The sequence below is a fragment of the Mycobacterium sp. 360MFTsu5.1 genome (assembly GCF_000383495.1).
GTDB classification, from domain to species: domain Bacteria; phylum Actinomycetota; class Actinomycetes; order Mycobacteriales; family Mycobacteriaceae; genus Mycobacterium; species Mycobacterium mucogenicum_B.
Genome location: NZ_KB911470.1, coordinates 223,664 through 241,972, shown reverse-complemented (window position 1 = coordinate 241,972; position 18,309 = coordinate 223,664). Strand labels below are relative to the sequence as shown.

Annotated in this window: 11 protein-coding genes and 1 tRNA gene; 6 read left to right on the top strand and 6 right to left on the bottom strand. The window is 65.6% G+C overall.

Annotation, left to right across the window (positions count from 1 at the left end):
• Positions 1-13 precede the first annotated feature (13 nt).
• Positions 14-934, bottom strand: a complete 921-nt coding sequence (locus H289_RS31025; protein WP_155944217.1) for a hypothetical protein — start codon at positions 932-934, stop codon at positions 14-16.
• A gap of 14 nt (positions 935-948) precedes the next feature.
• On the opposite strand from H289_RS31025, the gene H289_RS33150 reads away from it, so the two are divergent.
• A complete protein-coding gene (locus tag H289_RS33150; protein WP_155944216.1) occupies positions 949-1,449 on the top strand; it encodes a hypothetical protein in 501 nt (166 codons plus the stop codon).
• Positions 1,450-1,850: 401 nt separating this feature from the next.
• Here H289_RS33150 and H289_RS31020 read toward each other — a convergent pair whose 3' ends face one another.
• A complete protein-coding gene (locus tag H289_RS31020) occupies positions 1,851-4,469 on the bottom strand; it encodes a helix-turn-helix transcriptional regulator (RefSeq protein ID WP_020103009.1) in 2,619 nt (872 codons plus the stop codon).
• 26 nt (positions 4,470-4,495) lie between these two features.
• The gene (locus H289_RS31015) at positions 4,496-7,123 is read right to left on the bottom strand and encodes an ATP-binding protein (RefSeq protein ID WP_231388110.1); all 2,628 of its coding nucleotides are present in this window, start codon (positions 7,121-7,123) and stop codon (positions 4,496-4,498) included.
• Positions 7,124-7,647: 524 nt separating this feature from the next.
• On the opposite strand from H289_RS31015, the gene H289_RS33760 reads away from it, so the two are divergent.
• From H289_RS33760 to H289_RS0122055, 5 genes are all read left to right on the top strand, one after another.
• Positions 7,648-9,150, top strand: a complete 1,503-nt coding sequence (locus H289_RS33760; protein ID WP_155944214.1) for a hypothetical protein — start codon at positions 7,648-7,650, stop codon at positions 9,148-9,150.
• Between the two features lie 123 nt (positions 9,151-9,273).
• On the top strand, positions 9,274-10,920 hold the full coding sequence (locus tag H289_RS0122070; RefSeq protein WP_502685709.1) for a peptide ABC transporter substrate-binding protein: 1,647 nt from the start codon (positions 9,274-9,276) through the stop codon (positions 10,918-10,920).
• Positions 10,921-10,923: 3 nt separating this feature from the next.
• Positions 10,924-11,850: an ABC transporter permease gene (locus H289_RS0122065; RefSeq protein WP_029105586.1), complete on the top strand. Its 927-nt coding sequence runs from the start codon at positions 10,924-10,926 to the stop codon at positions 11,848-11,850.
• Positions 11,843-12,802 carry an ABC transporter permease gene (locus H289_RS0122060; RefSeq protein ID WP_020103004.1) on the top strand — a complete coding sequence of 320 codons (960 nt, stop codon included), beginning with the start codon at positions 11,843-11,845 and terminating at the stop codon, positions 12,800-12,802. The genes H289_RS0122065 and H289_RS0122060 overlap by 8 nt, the downstream gene beginning before the upstream one ends.
• Positions 12,802-14,511: a dipeptide ABC transporter ATP-binding protein gene (locus H289_RS0122055; RefSeq protein ID WP_020103003.1), complete on the top strand. Its 1,710-nt coding sequence runs from the start codon at positions 12,802-12,804 to the stop codon at positions 14,509-14,511. Before H289_RS0122060 ends, H289_RS0122055 begins: the two co-directional genes overlap by 1 nt.
• Positions 14,512-14,571: 60 nt before the next feature.
• Here the strand turns inward: H289_RS0122055 and H289_RS0122050 are convergent, their stop codons facing one another.
• The 3 genes from H289_RS0122050 to H289_RS0122040 all read right to left on the bottom strand — a co-directional run bounded on the left by H289_RS0122050 (position 14,572) and on the right by H289_RS0122040 (position 18,251).
• Complete coding sequence (locus H289_RS0122050; protein ID WP_029105585.1) at positions 14,572-14,928, bottom strand: cupin domain-containing protein; 357 nt, start codon at positions 14,926-14,928, stop codon at positions 14,572-14,574.
• A 116-nt stretch (positions 14,929-15,044) separates the two neighbouring features.
• Positions 15,045-15,118, bottom strand: a tRNA-Met gene (locus H289_RS0122045).
• A gap of 145 nt (positions 15,119-15,263) precedes the next feature.
• Positions 15,264-18,251 (bottom strand): UPF0182 family protein, encoded by a 2,988-nt coding sequence (locus H289_RS0122040; RefSeq protein ID WP_036421044.1) that lies wholly within the window; start codon positions 18,249-18,251, stop codon positions 15,264-15,266.
• Positions 18,252-18,309: the final 58 nt, after the last annotated feature.

Here is an 18,309-nt window from a genome sequence, read left to right as displayed (position 1 = left end):
AGGCACCGCGTCGTCAGGCGGATGGCTCGCCGTGACGGACCGTAGCGACGGGGACGGTCTCGGGTTTCACGACGTCGATGCCGGTCAGCAGCGCAACGGTGGTCACTGCTCCGGTTTCTGCCTCCGCTCCCGTTGCCGCTGTTACCTCCGAACGCTCTTCATCGCCAGTTTCCGGTTGTTCGTCCGTATCGTCGTCGTCCTCCAGAGAGGGACGCACAGTCAGATAGCCGGCCGCGAAGAACGCCACTGCCACACCGGCCGCAACGATCAGCCACACCGACGTTCGTGGAACCCAGATCCGCAACACCGTCGCCGTGAACAGCAATACCAAGCCGACCCCGACGCCCGGGGTCAGCAACCGCAAGCCCCGTAGCACACGATTGCTCGAGAGGCGATTCCGCCTGAGTGCCAACGCCGCATCGATCGACGCCAGCACCGTCAACACCAATAGCGCCAGGCCGAAAAGGCCGTATACGCTGACCAGCGACCCTTGGACGTCGCTCACCATGGGCAGCGATGCCACACGGTGGCCGTTGTCATCGGTGACAGCGACATCACCGCGCATCAACCCGGTTGCCTGGCCGGCCAATCCGATCAACCGGAATCGGTACTGCACGGTCTGGGTGGCACCGGGTGCCACGGTGAGGTCAAACGGCGCCATGTAATTGAAGAACACCAGTTCCAATACCCTGCCCGTCATATCCAGGCGCGCGAGATGTACCGGATGTTCCCCGTTGTTCACGACGCGTAATTCGACGTCGACCCATTGATCGGGCACTAACCGGAGCGGCTCTCCCATCGTGCTGGTGGAAACGTCGCGACCGTCGACCTTCGCCGAGACCGCCGCGACACCGTCGGATTCCGCCGTCGCCGGCGCCATGCCGAAACACACCACAAATAGCATCCCCACAAGAATTGACAACGACTTACGCATTTCGTGGTTCCCTCGTGGTCAATTGGGTGATCACCCGATTGGTGAAATACCACAACCCAATAATCAGCAAAACGAGAATGATGATCACCGCGGAGAAACCCTTCCCGACTGTGGCCATCAAGACGACGGGCAAACTGCGCACCTGCGGTTCCATCGGCGGTGGAGGAATTTTCACGGGCTCCGGAATCGGCGCTTGTGGAGGCGGCGCAGCAACCACGGGCTCCGGCTGGGGTGGCGGCTTCCATACCGGCGGCGATATCGGCGACGGCGGCGACACCACCACCGGCGCCGGCGGTGGCGGACAGCACGGGGGCGACTCAAACCAGGGACCTGACGCGGGCAAGCCGCCGAGAACTCCGCCGACGGCCGGCATACCGCTCGTCCAATCCGCGGGCCCACTTTCCGTTAGCACGGCGCCATGCAAAAACGAACTGCCGCTGGAACCGCCGGAACTACCCGAACTACCAGAACCACCGCCCGAACTGCCCCTGGGTGGCCTGTTCCTACCGGGCTGACCAAGTCCAGGACCAGTTGAACCACTGCTGCCCTTCGGGCCTGTGGGGCCAGTCGCGCCGGTTGAGCCCGTCGGGCCCGTCGAGGGCGGTTTCTTGACGCAGGTGCAGGCATGGGCCTGAGGTATGTCGATTCCGGGCACCACGCCGAGAACGACGGGGAAAAGAAGCGGGATGGCAGCTGGAGCGATTCTCGAGAAGGACGGTGCATGCCCGGGAAGGCGACCATCAACGCGGTCGCGGGCATTGTGCGTATTCGCGCTCACAGCCGGTTCCTTCCCGTGAGCAGTATCGGCCACTGGAGGGCAGCCGAGCCGTCCCGGCGCGTAATTATCGACGCGAGACCGGCCCAAACGCATCGGGAGAAATTGCCTATCTTTGCCGGGCTGGGCGAGTCCGACGATTTACTGAATTGATGTGACCGCATCGGTCCCCCGATCAAGTTTGAGGATGTCTCTAACGGCGTTTCGATTGGTGACACCGAGTTTGGTGAGAACCGATGCGACGTGGTGACTCACGGTCTTCCGGCTGATCACAAGGATGTCGGCAATCTGTTTGTCGGTATGCCGCTCGGCGAGCAGAGTGGCGACCTGTTGCTCACGGGCGGTGAGGCCGAACGGGTGCTCTTGCGTCGAGCGGCGCTGATGACGGCGGTGCCTGTGCTGACGGGCCCGGTCGACGGCGCCGTGCGCCCCGAGCGAGTGCAGTTCAGCTATCGCCGATCCGGCGACTTCCGGCGAATCCGAGTGGATCGCAGCGATAGCAGCCTCGTAAGCGCAACCCCGAACGCGCCATTCGGCAGCCGCAGCGTCCCATTGCTGATCGACCTGTAACGCGTACTGGCGATCCTGGCTACGCGGCAGCGGCGCCGAGGACACTCCGGCAATAGCTGCCCAGGCAGTGATCTGGCCGCGAGTCCAGGCATCGGCGCGCGCCGGCAGGGCCGCCAGCGCCTGACGCGCTTCCTCCCGTGCGCGATTGTGATCACCGGCAAGCCAGGCCGCTTCTATTCGTGCTGCGAGCACCGTTCCGGTCAGATACACCAGGGAAGGATCGAGACCGGCGAGAGCCTCGTCCAGAAGTGGCCAGACGGCGTCGTGTTGGCCAGTGCGTGCGTGAACCAGTGCGAGGGCGACCAACGGGCGTAACCGGAACATCGGCGGCAGCCCACTCCTGGCCAATACCGCCTGTGCCCCGGCGGCGGCGTCCGCGTAGCGGGCGCGGTGCAGCAGCTGTGTCGTACCGATGCCCCGAGTGAAGTAGCCGAGGCCCGTGAGGTTGTGGTCACGGCAGAAGTCCGAGGTCGCCGTCAAGTAGGTGTCAGCGCGGTCCAACTCATATTTTGCGGTGGCGAACCAGCACGCGACCACACCACCGGCCGCGGCAGCCTCGACAGTCCGCGGGTCGTCCCTGGCGACGGTCCAGGCAGCGTCGAACTCGTCCCAACCATTGCCGGCAAGAACTGCCGACAGCGCCGCGAACGACTCTGCCCAAGCCACCTCGGCAACAACATCCAGTTCTCGTCCGATCGCCGCGGCTTTAGCCGCGTAGTCGACAGCACTGTCATGATCGAACACCGCACAGCACAATTGCGCGGCATTCGCATAGGCGCCGGCCAATTCGGCCGTAGGTCCCAGCGGTTCCAGAATCCGGACTGCGGTATGTGCGGCCTCTCTGACCCGCGCCAGCGGTGCGCTAGCAAAGAGCCAATGCGACAGCCACCTGTGATCGTCCCCTTCACGCAGCGCGTCTCCGGTTTCGCATCGCAGCGCGATGGCTTTGTCGATCAGTTCAGCCGCTACGACGACCTGACCGGACATGTACGCCGCGCGCGCCTGGCTTTCCAGCCAATCCGCCCGGGCGCCAGCGGGCTGTCCGTGGCTGTGCCGAACCGCCCGAGCGTATTGCTCGACGGCCTGAGCGAATGCGCCAAGACGCATCGCCCGCTCTGCGGCCTGGGTCGCATACCGGAGCACGGCGTCGACGTCCCCGGCTTCTTCTGCGTGAAACGCCAAGTGCGCCAGCGAGTATTCATGTCCGCTCGCAACCAGTGCGGCCAAGGCGGACGCGTGCAGCCTGCGTCGGCCGAAGGTAGGGATGGTCTCAAGAACAGCTTGGCGCGTCAGTTCGTGCCGAAACCCGACGACGGGCCCGGTGCGTTGCAGTACACCCGCGGTCACGCACGCGGGCAACTCCGACGCCGCACTGTCGACCATGGTGGCAAGTACATCGACAGTGGCGTCGGATCCCAGCACGGCCACCGCATCGATCACCGCCCGCGCTGAAGCGCCGAGGCGTGCCAACCGTCCGACCACGTGATCAGAAATCGTCTGCGGCACAACACCATAGCGGCCGACCGCCAACGACTCGATCACCAACAACGGGATTCCACCCGTCGCCTCGTGCAGCCGATCGACGTCGAACCCGGGCCGCGCCGCCGCAAGGGCGACCACGCCGTCACGGGTTAGCGGCTCCAGTTCAGTCCGCCCCAACGCGTGGGATTCTGCGATGTCAGCCAGGAATTCGCTGAGCTGATGTTCCCGGCCGACCTCTTCGACGCGATGGGTCAACACCAGCAACAACGGCATGGCGTCGATGCGGCTGATCAGATAGCGCAACACATCGAGCGTCGCCGCGTCGGCCCAGTGCACGTCTTCGATCAACCACACCGCCGGACCCGAATCCGCCAGTGCCGCAACGACCGCCGCCGGCAACGCAGCGGGGCCGTGCGGGTTGTCCAGCGCCGCGGTCACGCGCTCCGCGCCCGCGAGTGAAAGCGCGTCACGCAGCTCCAGAACCGGACCGAGCGGCACCGGAGTCGACAGCGGGTCGCACGCGCTGCAAAAGGTGCGGACACTCACAGGCAGCGCCGCGACAAATGCGGTCGCCACCGCGGACTTACCGATTCCGGCTTCCCCCGAAACCACCGCGACACGACCGGATCCCGCGGTTGCCGCCTGCAGCCGGCCATCGAGCCACCCGAGTACCCCGTCGCGCTCGACCAGATGATGTGGAGATCCCATCGCGCCGATAGCCTCCGGGGTAGTGATTAATGGACGTTGAGTTGGACCACGCGCTCGTCGACGTCCAGCAACCGACGGCGTGCAGCAGCACGAGTGGGCACACTCAGCTTGGCCAGAATCGCCGAAACATGGTGGCTGGCGGTCTTTGGGGTGATGAGCAATGCGTCCGCGATTTCCCTGTCGGTGCACTGTGCGACGAGCAATTCCGCAACCTGCCGTTGCCGGAAACTGAGTCCGAATGTTTCCGGTCCCGTACCGGCGCGGTGGGCATGGGCCCGCAGCAGGGGCCCAGCACGTACCACGGCGGCACGTGCTCCAAGCGATTCGAGCTCCGCGAGGCCGGCCTCGGCGGCACCGCACGCCCCGGAGTGCAGGCGTGCGATCGACGCCTGGTACGGACATCCCATTCGGTCCCAGTCGGCGGCCGCACCCAACCAATCACCAGCGAGCTGACGCGCATATGGCCCGGCAGGCCGGGCCGGCAATTCCGGACATTCGATCCCGACTATCTGCGCCCACCCACCGATTCGACCGATCAGCCACCCGTCGACATCAGCTGTCAGCTTCGACAACGCGCCTTCTACCTCAACCGTCGCGGTCGCGATGTCACCGGCCAGCCACGCCGCCTCGATCCGTGCCGCCCAAACGATTCCGGCGCGCATCGTGTCGGCAGGATCGTGACTGTTCAATGCGGCATCAAGGAGAGGCCATACCTCGCCACGACCAGTCCGTGCGCGCACGGTGGCCGCGGCTACCTGAGCCTGCAAATAGTGCAGAGGAGTGAGTTCGGCCCGGTCAAGGACGTCGACGGCAAGTGTTTCTGCCTCTGAGTACCGGCCGGCGTCCAGGGCCATCAGCGCGAGCGTGCCCTGCCTGATCAGGCGAAAGCCTGGCAAGTTGTGCTCGCCGAAAAAGTCTGTCGGGTCAAGGAGATAACGGGCCGCAGTCGCTCGGTCGTGGTGCTGCATCGCCACGAACGACGCCATGACGGCGGCCAGCCCAGCGGCCTCGATTGCCTCAGGATCACACCTGGCCTGGCGCCAGACGGCGTCGACCAACGACCACTCGCCACTCCCACGCGTCACCCGTGAGATCGACTCAAAGGCTTCCGCCCACAACGCCGCGACCCGAGTGCGCTCGGTGGCACCGAGCCGTACCGCCTTCGACGCGAAGCCGACGGCCGCGGCATGGTCGTAGGTCAAGCAAGCCAGTTGCGTCCGGTTGGCATACGCCCACGCCAACTCCGGGGTCGCGCCCAGCGGCTCCAGCAGACCAACCGCTCGCTCCGCCAGTTCACGAACAACGTCTAGGGGCCTCAATGGGTATGACCGATGGGAAAGGAGGCGGAGATCGTCGCCTTCGCGCAGTGCGTCGCTTACCTCGCGACGCAAAGCCACCGCTTCGCTGATCGACTGAACGGCGTCTTCACGCAGCCCACACAAGTAGGCGGCTCGGCTACGGCCCTCCCACCATTGAGCACGGATCTCCGGCGACACACCATCGGCATGCCGAAGCGCCCGGGCGTACTGGTCAACGGCCTGGCGATGTGCGCCGAGGGTGGCCGCATCATCGGCAGCCCGCGGCGCAAACCGCAGCACTGCGGTAGTGTCGCCGGCTTCCTCGGCATGAAATGCCAACTGCGGCAACATCTCACGGTCCGGCGACTCGTGTGCCAACGCACCCACAACCGCAGCATGCAGCGTCCGTCGACGGTCAGGCGGTATAGCCGTCCATACCGCACGCCGGGCCAGCTCGTGACGGAACTCCAGACGCTCACCGATCAGGTTCAAGACACCGGCCGCCACGCATTCGGCAACGCCGGCTCCCGAGTCGGGTGCCACCCACTCAACAAGGTCCGGCGTGGCGTCGGGACCCAGCACCGCCACGACCGCGGCAGCGTCGCGACCTGCAGGGCTCAGCCGAGCCAGCCGCTCCTCCATCGAATACCGCACCGCCGTCGGCGTGTCACCGGCCCAGCCTGCGACGAGCGCCTCAGTCACCAGAAACGGATTGCCTCCCGTCACGCGGCGCAATTCCGCAACGTCAACGTCAGGACGCGTACCGACGAGCGCTCGCACTCCGCTGAGACTCAACAACGACAGATCGATGCGGGCCAAGGTGTTCGACCCGACGACGTCGCCGAGCGCCACGGCCAGCGGGTGCCGCGAACCGACCTCATCGTCCCGATAGGTCACCACCAACAGCACGGGAATTCGAGCCAATCGCCTTGTTACATAACGCAACACGTCGAGAGTGGCACTGTCGGCCCACTGGGCGTCCTCGATCACCCAGATCAATGGCGCAACCGCAGCGAGCACCGATGCGACCGCGTACGGAACGCCACCTGCGCCCGCCTGTCCGTTGATCGCAGCCGTGAGCCGACGACTGACGTCGTCGTCGAGTCGCTCACACAACCCGAGAACCGGTCCCAGCGGAACCGGCGCGGACGCCGAAGCACAGTGACCGACGACTACCCTGGCACCGCCGACGGTGTCGCAGAACGCGCGGACCACCGACGATTTGCCGATTCCCGCCTCACCTCGAATCACCACGAGCCGTCCCGCACCCGAGAGCGCAGCGGCGGCATGCTCACCCAATTCCGCCAGCGGCCGATCACGCTCGACAAGCGGTGCGCGGGTATTCGGTGCGGCCATGCCCTCGACCATCGTGGCCATCAGCGGCCCCCACTCTCGGTGCCGCGAACCACGCGCAGTGCACCCTGGGGAGCGCACATCTGCGCAGTCACGTGCCCGTACGACATTTCAGCCCCGACCTGAACAACATCCGCTGGTCAGCAGGTTATCTGCCCAAAGAAAATGCATAGCCGATTCACACCGATCACCAAGTAAATGCTATCCGCCAGGGTTCGGCTGGCATCCCGAACTGGCGGAACCAACCATGGTGAAAGCATCACGCGGACCGGATCGCGCCGCCCGAGTAGCGGGCTACTCGATTTCAGCGCTGCGCGTCCGCCGCACTACTCGCAACCGCCAACCGCTGCACCCCGTAGCTCTGATGTGGTGCCGGCGAATCCTTGGCGGCCAGCTGATTCTCGATCGCCGAAAGCGCTTCGAAGCACTGTCCCGGGGATATGGTTGTATCCGTGAACGGAGCGCGCTGACGCAAGTGAGGTGGCGCTTTGAGTGATCGTCTCAGTTTTGTCCGGCACCAGGGCACGGTGCCGAACGGCTGGCTGCGTAACTCGCGTAGCCCCGCGCGTGCCAATGCTGGACCGAACCCCAGTACCGCCACACCGCTGCTCGAACTTCAGCGGCTGGCCGGTAACCAGGCGGTCACACAGCTGCTGAATCAGCGGCAGCACCCCTCGTGTGCCTACGCGGCAATGTCCCTGTTGCCACTTCAGCGAACGCCGCCGACACCGACTCCGGCCTCGACGTCGACGACGCCGGCAGGCGTAGCCCCAGCCGTTGCGCCCGGGACAACGGCGGCGCCTGCTGCGCCCGCCTGGAGGACGGTCGACGAGGCGACCACCGCGCTGGTGAATGCAGTAGCCGAAGGTGACGCCGCCGTTTTCAATGCGGCAAAACTATGGATTTTTCCCCGCCTCAACGGCATGAACCCCGAAGGGTTGGTTGCTGAACTCGGCGCCGTGCAACGGATCGATGCGCTATACCGCATGATTTCCGCTGAGACAGGCGTAGACGTCCCGCGTTTGTCGACCGCGTTGGCCGGTGTCATGTCCAAAAAGCCGAAGGACACGCTCGCAGCTCTCGAAATGCTTGACCAACTTCGGAACACCGGAGGGTCAGAGGCATTCTGGACAGACACCGTCGCGCCCTTGTCCGTTGCGCATCTGCGGGAGGTGCTGCTGGTCGCCGACCGCGCCGTCGTCGTCGCGATGCGCGATGCCCTGGACCAGGCACCACCCAAGGTGCATCAGAAAGTCGGCCCGGTGCTCGCCAAGATGTTCAACCCGCCGGCCGGCGATATCGTGCTCGAGTTCGTACCGGACCAATTCGACCAACCGGCGATGATCACGCTGCCGGACGGGACGGTGACCAAGGGGCATGCTCCGATCGGCGCACTGACCGCCAGAGTCGCAGGGCGAGTCGCAGCCAGCATCGCGGCGCAGGGCGGGATGTGGCAGTCACAAGACGCCGGCGGCGGACACCATGCCGACCCCACCAAACCTGGCATCCACAAGCTCGGCGGCCGCGAGAAGGTGCGGACCGCGTTCTGGCAGGCCTCACAACTCGCGCAGGGAACACCGCTGCGCGAGGTGACAAAAGCAGGCAAACTCGCCGTGGAGTACCGGGGCGACGACGGCCGGTGGCACGACACCAGGTCGCTGGCCAAACCGATCAGTCGCGACAACATCCTGGCCTACGTCGCCGGGCTGCGAAAGTCGCTCACGGAACCGGCGGCCCTGGCGCTGGTACCTGACGGCGTCGTACCTTCCACGTGGATTTTCAACGACTTTGGCGATCATGCGTACCGCATCCTGGGCACCGACCAACTCGTCCACACCAGCCCCAACCAGGAAGTCGAATTCCGCGCCGGGATTCACGAGCAGATCGGCTGGAGCCATGGCTGTCTGCACTTGCGGCCGAGTGGCCGGGACTATCTGGAGAAGCTGAACTTGCTCAAGGGCGGGGTCACCCTGAAAGTCCACGCATACGTCAAAGGTGTCAAAGAGTACGGGCGGGCGCCTGGCTTCTGATGTGTTGGGCGAGCCCGCATCCAATGACAACCAACGTCCTGCCGCTGCGTCACACCTGACGTTCCTCGTCTGGCCGACTGAATCGAGTTATGGAAATGTGAGGCGCTCGATCGGAGGTCCGAAGTGAAATGGGCAGCAAGGTCACTGTGCGCAGCGGCGACGGGCGTGGTGCTGGCCGCGTCGGCGTGCAGTCTGGAAGGCGCGCGCGGCAACTATGGCACCGGCCCGGACGCGATCATCACCGTCAACGGCGGTGAACCGCAGAACGGTCTGGTGCCCACCAACACCAACGAGAACATGGGCGGTCGCATCGTCGATTCGTTGTTCACGGGGCTGTACAGCTACACCGCGGACGGCACGCCGGTGTTGGCGAACGCGGAGTCCGTGGACACCACCGACAATCAGAACTACACCGTTCACCTCAGACGGGACTGGACCTTCACCGACGGCACCCCGGTACGCGCCGAAAACTACGTCCGCGCATGGAATTTCGGTGCGGCGACCGTCAATGCGCAGCTGCAGCAGAGCTTCTTCTCGCCGATCGAGGGATACGATGCCGTCGCCGCCGAGGGCTCCCGACTGACCGAGATGTCGGGCGTGAAAGTGGTGGACGACCACACCTTCACGGTGCGCCTCACGAGCCCCAACATCGACTTCAAACTGGGCCTCGGGTTCACGCCGTTCAAGCCGTTGCCCGATGTGTTCTTCACCGAGGGCGCGGCCAAGTTCGGCGAGCACCCCGTCGGGAACGGCCCGTACATGCTGAAGGGCCCGGAAGCGTGGCTGCACAACGTCAAGCTCGACGTGGTGCGCAACCCGAACTACAAGGGTCCGGACAAGCCGAAGAACGGTGGCCTGAGCTTCATCTTCTACAGCAGCTTCGACACCGCGTACACCGACCTCGAGTCCGGCAACCTCGACGTGCTCGACACGGTGCCGGTGAGTGCGCTGGGCACGTATCAGAAGGTGCTCGGGAAACGGGCGTTGACGAAACCGACCGCCCAGAACTTGCAGCTCGGAATCCCCTACTACCTGCCGCATTTCAGCGGCGAGGAGGGTCGCCTGCGACGCGCGGCGATTTCGATGGCGATCAACCGGCCCGAGATCATCAAGGCGATCTTCCGCGGCGCCCGCGGCGCGGCACAGGACTTCACCGCTCGGTCATTACCGGGCTGGGACGCGAACATCCCGGGCAACGATGTGCTGAAGTTCGACCCGGTCAAAGCCAAACAACTGTGGGCGCAGGCTGACGCGATGGCGCCGTGGTCGGGATCGTTCGAGGTCGCGTACAACTCCGACGGCGATCACCAGGTGTGGGTGGACGCATTGTCGAACCAGTTGAAGAACGCGCTCGGCATCGACGCGCACGGCGCTCCGCAGCCGACGTTCAAGCAGGTCCGGGACGAAATCACCAAGCGGACCATTCGCACCGCATTCCGCAGCGGGTGGCAGGGCGACTATCCGTCGATGATCGAGTTCCTGCAGCCCCAGTTCGTGACCGGCGCGGGCTCCAACGATCCGGTCTACAGCTCACCGGCGTTCGACGCGAAGCTGATCGAGGCCGAACGGGCGCTCGACCCGAACCAGTCGTACGCGCTGGTCAATCAGGCCCAGGCGATCCTGCTGCACGACCTGCCGGTGATCCCGCTCTGGGACTACACCGCGGCCGGCGGCGTCGGGCCGGGTGTGACGGCCCAGCTGACCTGGAACGGTCTGGCCGACTTCACCCAGATCACCAAGGGCGACGACGCCGAGAACACCAAGGGATAACCGATGCTGAGATACGGATTGAGCCGGCTCGGGCAGGTGGTGATCGTGTTCTTCGGCGCCACCTTCCTGATCTATGCGCTCGTCTTCCTGCTGCCCGCCGACCCGATCTCCGCGCTGGGCGGCGGCAAACCCATGTCGCCCGCGCTGATCGCGACGCTGCGCGCGCAGTACCACCTGGACCAGCCGTTCTACCTGCAGTACTGGCACTACATCAGCGGAGTGTTCCGGTTGGACTTCGGCACCTCCTTCTCGGGCCAGCCGGTGTTCGACGTGATGAAACGCGCCTTCCCCGTCACGGTCGACCTCGCGCTCATCGCGCTCGCCGTCGAAGCGGTGTTCGGTGTGACGTTCGGCGTGCTCGCGGGTTTGAACAAGGGCAAGTGGTTCGACACCACGATCCTGATCGTGACGCTCCTCATCGTCGCTGTCCCGATCTTCGTGATCGGCTTTGCGGCTCAGTACCTGTTCGGTGTGCGCTGGCAGATCTTCCCCGTCACCGTCGGCGGCCACCTCGACGTCTATCACCTGCTGCTGCCCGGATTCGTGCTCGGTGCGGTGTCGTTCGCATACGTTGTCCGGCTGACCCGTTCGTCGATCGCGGAGAACCTCTCGGCGGACTACGTGCGGACCGCCACGGCGAAGGGGCTGTCCCGCCCGCGGGTGATCCTGGTGCACGTACTCCGCAACTCGCTGATCCCCGTGGTGACGTTTCTCGGCGCCGACCTCGGTGTGCTGATGGGCGGCGCGATCGTCACGGAAGGAATCTTCAACATTCCCGGAGTGGGCGGAACCATCTATCAGGCGGTGATCCGGGGCGAGTCGTCGACCGTCGTGTCCTTCGTGACCGTGCTCGTGCTCATCTACCTGGCCTCCAACGTGGTGGTCGACTTGCTCTACGCCGCCCTCGACCCGAGGATCCGCTATGCCTGAGCCCCAGACGCAACCCACCCGCTACCCCGGCCAGGAGCGTTTCGTCGCGGGCCCCGACGTCGTCAGCGTCGCCGCGATCGACGCGGTCGCCGCCGATGTGCATCCCGCCGGCTTCTGGAAGTCGGCATGGCTGGAGCTGCGCACCAAGCCGGAGTTCATCGTGTCGATGGTGCTGCTGGCGATGATCGTGGTCGTCGTGCTCTTTCCCGGACTGTTCACCAGCCAGGACCCGCATTACGGTTCGCTCGAGCAATCGCTGCTCCCGCCCAGTTCCGCGCACTGGTTCGGGACCGACCGGCAGGGCTACGACATCTACACCCGAACGATCTACGGCGCCCGTGCCTCGGTGGCGGTGGGCGTGCTGACCACGATCGTCGTGGTCCTGATCGGCGGCCTGCTCGGCGCCGTAGCCGGGTTCTTCGGTGGCTGGATCGACTCGGTGATCGCGCGGCTGTCGGACATCTTCTTCGGTATCCCGCTGATCCTCGCGGCGGTGGTCACGATGCAGATGATCAGTTCTCGCACCGTGTTCACCGTGGTGATCGTGCTCGCGATCTTCAGCTGGCCGCAGATCGCGCGCATCGCCCGGTCCGCCGCGATCGCGGTCCGCAACGAGGAGTTCATCACGGCGTCGCGGTCACTGGGCGCGTCCCGGGTGCGCACCCTGTTCACCCACGTCATACCCAACGCGCTGGGCCCGGTGATCGTCGTCGGCACCATCTCGCTGGGCATCTTCATCGTCACCGAGGCGACGCTGTCGTACCTCGGTATCGGACTACCGTCCACGGCAGTGTCGTGGGGCATCGACATCGCGGCCGGGCAGCAATTGCTCCGCGAGGGCACACCGATCCTGTTCTACCCCGCGGCGGCGCTGGCGATCACCGTGCTCACTTTCATGATGCTCGGTGACGTGCTGCGCGACGCGCTGGACCCGAAGGCGAGGACCCGCTGATGACCCAGACGCCGAACGAGGGCGCCGCGCCGCTGCTCGACATCCGCGACCTGCAGGTCGACTTCCGCGCGCAGGGCAAGTCGGTGCCGGCGGTGCGAGGCGTGAGCCTCACCGTCTACCCAGGGCAGACCGTGGCCATCGTCGGCGAGTCCGGGTCGGGCAAATCGACGACGGCCGCCGCGGTGCTCGGACTGTTGCCGGGGACCGGCAAGGTGACCGGCGGTCAGATCCTGTTCGACGGCCAGGACCTGGCCACCGCGTCGCGCCGCGACTTCGAGAAGATCCGGGGCAGCGGCGTGGGTCTGGTCCCGCAGGACCCCAACACGAACCTGAACCCGGTGTGGCGCGTCGGATTTCAGATCCGCGAAACCTTGCAGGCCAATGGCGCGGCGAAGCGGGGTGACGCGCGCAAACGCGCGATCGCTCTGCTGAGCGAGGCAGGGATGCGCGACGCCGACAAGCGGGTCAATCAGTTCCCGCACGAGTACTCGGGCGGCATGCGCCAGCGGGCGCTGATCGCGATCGGACTCGCGTGCCGGCCCAAGTTGCTGATCGCCGACGAGCCGACCTCGGCCCTGGATGTGACCGTGCAGCGTCAGATCCTGGACCATCTCGAGGAGTTGACCACCGAGCTCGGCACGGCGGTCCTCCTGATCACGCACGATCTCGGCCTGGCCGCGGAACGCGCCAGCCACCTTGTCGTCATGTACAAGGGGCGGGTGGTCGAGTCGGGACCCGCCCTACAGATCCTGCAGGACCCGCACCACGAGTACACCAAGCGGCTGGTCCGCGCGGCGCCCTCGTTGGCCGCGCGGCGCGCCGACGGCGAGCTCGTTGGCGACCAGGCGCTGCAGCCCAAGGTCACCGGCACCAGCGCCGAATCCAGCCTGGACGTGTCGTCGGGCCCTCAGGACGTGCTGGTCGCGGCGAACCTGGTCAAGGACTTCCCGATCCGCGGTGCCGTCCCGTTCCGCGGCGGCTCGACCTTTCGTGCCGTGAACGACGTCAGTTTCACCCTGCGGCGCGGGACGACCACCGCGGTGGTCGGCGAGTCCGGCTCGGGAAAGTCGACGGTGGCGCGCATGGTGCTGGGACTCTTGGAAGCTACCTCGGGCACAGTGCATTTCGACGGGCAGGACGTCACCTCGCTGCGCGGCGCGGCAGCGAAGGAGTTCCGCCGCCGCGTGCAGCCGGTGTTCCAAAACCCCTACGGGTCACTCGATCCGATGTACTCCATCTACCGGGCGATCGCCGAGCCGCTGAACATCCATGGCATCGGAGACAAGTCCGCCCGCACCGCCCGGGTGAAGGAACTGCTGGATCTGGTCGCACTGCCGCAGTCGGTCATGCAGCGTTTTCCCAACGAGCTGTCCGGCGGTCAGCGGCAGCGCGTCGCGATCGCCCGCGCGCTCGCCCTCAACCCTGAGGTAGTGGTGTGCGATGAGGCAGTGTCGGCGCTGGACGTCTTGGTGCAGGCGCAGATCCTGACGCTGCTGCGCGATCTGCAGAACGAGCTCGGCCTGAGTTACCTGTTCATCACCCACGACCTGGCGGTGGTGAAGGAGATCGCCCACAACGTCATCGTCATGTCGCGCGGCGAGGTGGTGGATTCCGGACCCACCGATCAGGTGTACGAGAACCCTACGTCCGACTACACCCGAATGCTGATCGACGCGATCCCGGGCGGGACGATCGAGCTCGCCGGCTGATCCTGAGGCCCTGCGGCACAGTCACTCTCGGGATTCTGAATCGCAGGCTCGCGGACGCAGCTAGCCCTGCGGGTAGAAGAGAAACAACACACAACCCGACGCCGACTGTGGAACGTGCCATGATCCCGCCGGTGCGTGCAGGAAAGTCCCTGCGGGATAGTCGTTTACGCCGTCGTTGAACACACCGGAGACGACGTACACCTCCTCTGGCCCTGGACTGTGGTGGTCCTCGTCACCCCATACCGCACCGGGGGCGATGGTCGTCACCGCCGCCTTGGCGCCGTCTTCGCCCTGCCACAGCAGCCGGGCCGTGATGCCTGGGAAGATTTCGACCGGGTCGACGTCGGCCACTGATTTCCAGGCATACCCGGGGGCGTTGGGGCCGAACCAGGCTGCATCTCCCGCGGCTGAGTCCACGGAATGCAAAACCAGGGCTCCCGCTGCACTATTCCGAACAGACTCCTGCGCGACGCCCCGATTCACCTGGACATGAAGAAGGCCCCCGGAGAGTTCTCCGGGGGCCTTCTCACTAGTAGCGGGGACAGGATTCGAACCTGCGACCTCTGGGTTATGAGCCCAGCGAGCTACCGAGCTGCTCCACCCCGCGTCGGTGAATACAACGTTACCCAACGCTGCCGAATGAACCAAATCGTATGGTCAGACAGGGTTTTTGCGACTACCTACCGAACTTCCACCAGACGCAGAACTGCCCAACTCCCGAAGGAGTTGGGCAGTTCAGTGACTCGTCCGGACTACTTGGCGTCGCGGTACTTGGCCATGGCGTCGTCGAGCTTCTGCAGCGCGGCGCCGTACTGGGCGAAATTGCCGCTCTGCTGGGCCGCACGCATGCCGTCGAGGGCCGCGTTGACATCTTGCAGGGCAGCCGCTTTCGCGGGCGACAGCGTGAGCGGCACGCCAGGTGATTGCACCGCCACCGGCGGGGGCTGCGGTCCCGCGGCAGGCGGCTGGACGGCCCCCGGAACGGCCGCCGGAGGCGGCGTGCCGGCCGGCACATCGGTCGGGGCCGGACCGGTCGCGGTGGCGCCGGCACCGGGCCCGAAGATGCCGTTGAGGGCGTCACGGACCGTCGGGCCGTAGCCGACCTTGTCGTTGTACATCATCGCCACGCGGATCAGTCGCGGGTACGACGAGGCCGCGTCACTGGCGCCTGGCGAGGCGTAAACCGGTGCGACATAGAGCAACCCGCCCTGCCCGACCGGCAGCGTCAAGAGATTGCCCCACCGGATCCGGTTCTGGTTGTCCCGGCCGATGACGCCGAGATCCTGGCTGACGGCCGTGTCGGTACTGATCGCGTTGAACGCCAGCTTGGGGCCGTTCACCTGACCCGGGATGGTCAGCACCGTGATCTTGCCGTACGTGGCCGGATCGGAGCTGGCGCTGATGTACGCGGCGAGGAAGTCCCGCCGGAACCGGTTCATCGCCGTGGTCAGCTGGAACGACGACGAATCCCCGCCCGTGGCAAGGTCTTTCGCGACGATGTAGTACGGCGGCTGGAAGCTGCTGGCCGTCGGGTTGGGGTCGAGCGGCACGTCCCAGAAGTCGGACGTCGAGAAGAACGTCACCGGATCGTTGACGTGGTACTTGGCCAGCAGCATGCGCTGGACCTTGAACAGGTCCTCGGGGTAGCGCAGGTGCTCGGCGAGTTCCTTGGAGATGGCGGACTTCGGCTTCACGGTGTCCGGGAACACCTTCATCCACGCCTGCAGCACCGGGTCGTGCTCGTCCTGCTCGTACAGCGTGACGGTGCCGTCGTAGGCGTCGACGGTGGCCTTCACCGAGTTCCGGATGTAGGACACCTGCTTGTCCGGCAACATCCGGTTGACCGCAACCTCATTGGAGTCGGCGGTCGCACTCGACAGCGACGTCAACTCCGAGTACGGGTAGTTGTCCAGGGTGGTGTAGCCGTCGACGATCCACACCATGCGCTTGTTGACGATCGCCGGGTAGACGGTCGAATCGGTGGTCAGCCACGGCGCCACCGCCTCGACCCGGTGGGCCGGGTCACGGTTGAACAGAATCTTGCTGTTCGGCCCGATCACGCTGGAGAACAAGAAGTTCCGCTCGGCGAACTTCGCGGCGAAGACCGAACGGGCCAGCCAGTTACCGATGTCCACACCGCCGGTACCACCGTAGGTGTAGTTCTTCGTCTCGGTGTTGGTTTCGTAGTCGTACTCGCGGTCGGCGCCGTTCTTGCCGACGATCGCGTAATCCGATGGTGCACTGGCGATCACCGGACCGAAGTACACGCGCGGCTGATCCAGTGGCGCCGGACCGGGCGAGACGGCCGCGCCGTTGGCGCCGACCACGCTGGCCAGGAACTCCGGGTAGCCGCCGTTCTGGTTGGGGTCGTTGGCGATACCGCGCACCGTGTTGGCGGGCGAGGCGATGAAGCCGTTGCCGTGGGTGTAGACCGAGTGCTTGTTGATCCAGTCGCGCTGGTTGTCGATCAGGCGGTCCGGGTTCAATTCCCGTGCCGCGACGACGAAGTCGCGCAGCTTGCCGTCAGGCCCGTTGTAGCGGTCGATGGACAGCTGGTCCGGGAAGCTGTAGAAGTTCTTGCCCTGCTGGAACTGCGTGAAGGCCGGTCCGACGATGGTCGGGTCGAGCAGCCGGATGTTCGACGTCGTGGCCCGGTCGGCCGCGACCTGCTCGGCGGTGGCGGGCGCGTTGCCGCTGTAGTCACGGTAGGTCACCGAATCGCCCGTCAACCCATATGCGTCGCGCGTCGCCGTGATACTGCGACTGATGTAGTCGCGTTCCTTCTGCGCCGCATTGGGTTTGACGCTGAACTGCTCGACCAGCATGGGCCAGCCGGCCCCGACGATCACCGAGCTCAGCAGCAGCAGGACCAAGCCGATCGCGGGAATCCGCAAGTCCCGCAACACCAGCGCCGAGAAGACGGCCACCGCGCAGATCACCGCGATCGCCAGCAGGATCAGCTTCGCCGGCAGCACCGCGTTGATGTCGGTGTAGCCGGCACCGGTGAACGGCTTGCCGGCACGGGTGTGGCTGAGCAGCTCGTACCGGTCGAACCAGTAGGCAACAGCCTTGAGCAGCACCAGGATTCCCACCAGCGACACCAGCTGCATGCGCGCCGCGCGGCTGAGCGCGCCCTGGCGGCCCGACAACCGGATGCCGCCGAACACGTAGTGGCCCAACAGGTTCCCGACCAGCATCAGGAAGACGCCGACGAACAGGTAGCCGAGCACCAGCCGGTAGAACGGCAGGTCGAACGCGTAGAAGCCCAGGTCCTTACCGAATTCGGGATCGGTGATGCCGAACGAGCCGCCGTGCAGGAACAGCTGCACGCGCACCCAGTAGGTCTGCGCCACGAATCCGGCCAGCAGGCCGATGAACACCGGTACCCCGATGGCGAACAACCGCAGCCGCGACAGAACGGTGGCGCGGTAGCGGGCCACCGGGTCGTTCGGTCCGGACGCCGGCACGAACACCGGACGCGACCGGTACGCCAGTGCCATTCCCCCGAACGCCACGGCGCCGATGAAGACGCCGGCCACCAGGAAGACCACCAGGCGCGTCACCAGCACGGTGCTGAACACCGAGCGGAAACCGATCTCGCCGAACCACAACCAGTCCACGTAGGCGTCGACCAGTCGCGGGCCGACCATCAACAAACCGACGATCAGTAACGCGATCCCGACCAGGATTCGGCTTCGTCGCGTCAGCTTCGGCATCCTCGCCGCAGGCCGCATCCCCACTCGTCAGCTCCAGTCTGTTGAAAAGTCTGTATGAAATCCGAAAAGGCCAGCTTGACCT